This window comes from Kitasatospora sp. NPDC059146, from assembly GCF_042786665.1.
Lineage (GTDB): Bacteria > Actinomycetota > Actinomycetes > Streptomycetales > Streptomycetaceae > Kitasatospora.
This window is the reverse complement of record NZ_JBHZCY010000247.1, coordinates 1-3562: the sequence shown is the minus strand read 5'-3', so window position 1 is coordinate 3562 and position 3562 is coordinate 1. Positions and strand designations below refer to the sequence as shown.

Here is a 3562-nt window from a genome sequence, read left to right as displayed (position 1 = left end):
GGCCTCGTACTGGACGTACTTGGGCGATTCGGGCGTGCGTCCAGGCGGGATGCCCGGCGTCGCGCGCCTGGCAAGATCCGCCGGACAGGCCCTAGACCGCCGGTACGGCGGGCTGGGACTGGGTGGCGCAGTGGATGCCGCCACCGCCGGAGGCGATGTTGTCGATGTTGATCTGGACGACGTCGCGGCCGGGGAACTCGGCCTGGAGGATGGTGTAGGCCAGGCCGTCGGCGTAGCCGTCGCCGAACTGGGGCACGAACACCGACCCGTTGGCGACGTAGAAGTTGGTGTAGCTGGACAGGAAGTCCTTGCCGCGGCCGCGGATCAGGGTGCGGTCCGGGCCGGGCAGTTCCACCACGGTCAGGGCGCGGCCCTGGGCGTCGGTCGCGCTCTGCAGGACCTGCTTGGCCTGCTGGTAGACGTCGATCCAGACCTGGTCGGTGCCGGGGCCGGGCTTGTCGAGGACGACCCGGCCCGCGGAGGTGAAGCGGGCCAGGCAGTCGATGTGGTCGTCGGTGATGTCCTGGCCGGCCAGACCGGCCAGCCAGATCACCTTGTCCAGGCCGAGACTGGTCTTCAAGGCCTGTTCGACCTGGTCCTGGGTCATGCCCGGGTTGCGGTTCGGGTTGACCAGCGAGCTGACGGTGGCCAGCAGGGTGCCCTGGCCGTCCGTCTCCAGGGCGCCGCCCTCGCCGGTGAAGGAGGCGCTGACGCGGCTGACGCCGTACTCGGCGAGCAGGCTCGCCGCGACCGCGGCGTCCTCGGCGAAGGGCTGGTAGTAGGGGGTACCGGTCTTGCCCCAGCCGTTGAAGTGGGTGTCGACCCCGGCGACGGTGCCGGGCGCGACCGTGAAGGTCGGGCCGAAGTCGCGGATCCACAGGTCGTCGTTGGGGATCTCGACGACGGAGATGCCGTAGGTGCTGCCGGGGCCGCACCAGTACCGGGCGCTCGCGGCCTGGGCGGGGCGCGCGACCAGGACGACCGGCTCGTAGCGGGAGATCTCGTAGGCGACCCGGGCGATGTCGTCGCGGACCGCGGAGAGCTTGTTGCCCCAGATCGAGGAGAGGGCGGGCCAGGCCATGAAGGTGCGGTCGTGCCGGTCGCTCTCGGCCGGCATCCGCAGCCGCGGGGTGGCGGTGGCCGATCCCGTGGCCGATTCCGTCGCCGTGGCCGTGGCCGCCTGGGCGTCGTCGGCCCGGGCGGCGGCCGGGAAGGCCGCGGTGAGGGCGGCCAGCGGCACGGCGGCCGCGCCGAAGCGGAGCAGGCTTCTTCTTGAGGGGGTGGGGGTGTTCAAGAAACGCTCCCTGCATGAGGTGGGAGGTGTGGGGGTTGCCCCGCATCCTTCACCGCACTGAAAATTCAGTCAAGCCCCTGGGGGACAGTTACCTTTCGGTCACCTTCGGAACACCCCGGCCGACCCCGGACCACCGGTCTACACCAGGGCAGTGCGGCGCGCTGACCAGGGAGCCGGTCTCGGGGAGCCCTCGAAAGGGAGTCCTGAAATTTTCGTCAGGATTGTGTAACGAGCCGGCCCGAATCCCGGTAGAGTGACCGCTCATGTCGGACCGTCGGACAGCGATACTCGAAGCCGCCACCCGCGTCATCGCCCGACGCGGCATCCGCGGACTGCGCATGGGCGAGCTCGCGGCCGAGGCCGGGGTGTCCACCGCGCTGATCTACTACCACTTCACCGACCGGGCCGGCACCCTGCGCCGGACGCTGGAGTTCATCAGCGACCGCGCCGACCACTACACCGCCGACCAGGAGCCCGCCGCCCGGGCCGAGGACCCGCGCACCGACCTGGAACGGGTCCTGCTGCGCGAACTCCAGGACACCGCCGAGGTCCGCGAGAACAGCACCGCCTGGGGCGAGCTGCGGGCCACCGCCGTCTTCGAACCCGACCTGCGCGAGGAACTCGCCCGCTCCACCCACACCTGGGTGCACGACGTGGCCGAACTGCTCGCCCGCGCCGACCCCACCGGCACCGCCCCCGCCCACGCGGCCGCCGCCGAACGGCTCACCGCCCTGACCGAGGGCCTCAGCGTGCGCTGGCTCAGCGGCTCGCTGAGCCTCGACCACGCCCGCCGACTGCTCCGCGGCGCCGTCGACACGGAGCTGGCCCGGCACTGAACCCCCGCGGGCGGCCGGGCCGACCGCGGCTTCCCGAGAACTAGCCCATCCGCTCGCGCAGCCGCGCCCTCGCCCGGTCCAGGTGGACGGCGAGCGCGCGGTCCGCCTGCTCCGTGTCACCGTCGGCGATCGCCGCGAGGATCGCGTCGTGCTCGTCGGCGATCTCGGCGATGCTGAGCAGCTTGTACGTCTGGACCTGGGCCATTGCGAGAGGCCCAGATGGACCACCCCGCGATCTCCCGCCGCCGACGGCTCCGCCACCGCCGCCGCCCCCGGCGCCGCGCCGACGCTGCGGATGCCCGCCGAGACCGACCCGCACGCCCGGACCTTCCTGGCCTGGCCCGAACCGACCTCCGCCTGGGGCGCCCAACTCCCCGCCGTCCAGGCGGACATCGCGAACCTCGCCAAGGAGGTCTCCCGCTTCGAGCCGGTCGTGATGGTGATCAACCCGGAGTCGGTGGCCGCTGCCACCCCGCTCTGCAACACCGCCTCGATCCCCTTCTCCCACGGCATCACCTTCCTCCCGGTCTCCAACGACGACCTGTGGATCCGGGACTTCGGCCCGACCTTCCTGGTCGGCCCGGGCGCCGTCGCCGGCCTGGACACCAACTTCAACGGCTGGGGCAAGACCGGCACCAAGTACGAGCAGGCCTTCGCCAACGACGCCAAGGCGGCCGCCGCGCTGCTCGCCCACTACCGGATCGACCGCGTCCAGGCGCCCTTCACCGGCGAGGGCGGCTCACTGGAGACCGACGGCCAGGGCACCCTGCTCGCCACCGTCAGCTCACTGGTCAACCCCAACCGCAACCCGGGGCTGAGCCAGGGCGACGTCGAGCAGCGGCTCAAGTCCTCGCTCGGTGTGGAGAAGGTGATCTGGGTGGCCGGCCTGGCGGGCCAGGACATCACGGACAGCCACATCGACTGCGTGGCCCGGTTCAGCGCGCCCGGCCGGGTCATCCTCGACAAGCCCGGGCCGGGCTCCGCCCCGCTCTGGGTCAACGTCTACCAGCAGGCCAAGCAGGTGCTGCAGAGCGCCACCGACGCCAAGGGCCGTCCGCTGACGATCGTCGAGCTGCCCGGCCCCGACCACCAGAAGATCGACGGGACCGGCTCGTCCTTCCTGGCCAGCTACACCAACCACTACACCGCCAACGGCGCCGTGCTGATGCCCCAGATCGGGGACGCCGCGGCCGACGACGCGGCCCGCGCGGTCCTGGCGGCGGAGTACCCCGGCCGCACCGTCGTCCCGGTGCGGATCAACGCCATCGCGGCGGGCGGCGGCGGCATCCACTGCGCGACCCAGTCCCAGCCCGTCGTGCCGCCGGCGGCCTGAGCCGCGCCACGGGCACCGGCACCCACCCGGGTTCGGCCGCCCGACTGACCGATCGGTCAGCCGGGCGGCCGCCCGACCCTACGCCCGGGTAGGGTGGCG

General features: G+C 72.4%; 4 protein-coding genes. 2 read left to right on the top strand and 2 right to left on the bottom strand.

Annotated elements, in window-relative coordinates; all coding sequences use genetic code 11:
- Nucleotides 1-91: 91 nt before the first annotated feature.
- Nucleotides 92-1294: an agmatine deiminase family protein gene (locus ACFXPX_RS43555; RefSeq protein ID WP_380522732.1), complete on the bottom strand. Its 1203-nt coding sequence runs from the start codon at nucleotides 1292-1294 to the stop codon at nucleotides 92-94.
- A 263-nt stretch (nucleotides 1295-1557) separates the two neighbouring features.
- Between ACFXPX_RS43555 and ACFXPX_RS43550 the strand changes: the two genes are divergently transcribed.
- Complete coding sequence (locus ACFXPX_RS43550; protein ID WP_380645086.1) at nucleotides 1558-2130, top strand: TetR/AcrR family transcriptional regulator; 573 nt, start codon at nucleotides 1558-1560, stop codon at nucleotides 2128-2130.
- Between the two features lie 40 nt (nucleotides 2131-2170).
- Here the strand turns inward: ACFXPX_RS43550 and ACFXPX_RS43545 are convergent, their stop codons facing one another.
- Nucleotides 2171-2335 carry an FCD domain-containing protein gene (locus ACFXPX_RS43545; protein ID WP_380645085.1) on the bottom strand — a complete coding sequence of 55 codons (165 nt, stop codon included), beginning with the start codon at nucleotides 2333-2335 and terminating at the stop codon, nucleotides 2171-2173.
- A 90-nt stretch (nucleotides 2336-2425) separates the two neighbouring features.
- Here ACFXPX_RS43545 and ACFXPX_RS43540 point away from each other — a divergent pair, with 90 nt between their 5' ends.
- Nucleotides 2426-3463: an agmatine deiminase family protein gene (locus ACFXPX_RS43540; protein ID WP_380645083.1), complete on the top strand. Its 1038-nt coding sequence runs from the start codon at nucleotides 2426-2428 to the stop codon at nucleotides 3461-3463.
- The last annotated feature ends 99 nt before the right edge of the window (nucleotides 3464-3562 follow it).

Coding starts and splice junctions, on each gene's coding strand:
- ACFXPX_RS43550 (WP_380645086.1), top strand. CDS start 1,558: ATGTCGGACCGTCGGACAGCGATACTCGAAGCCGCCACCCGCGTCATC.
- ACFXPX_RS43545 (WP_380645085.1), bottom strand. CDS start 2,335: ATGGCCCAGGTCCAGACGTACAAGCTGCTCAGCATCGCCGAGATCGCC.
- ACFXPX_RS43540 (WP_380645083.1), top strand. CDS start 2,426: ATGCCCGCCGAGACCGACCCGCACGCCCGGACCTTCCTGGCCTGGCCC.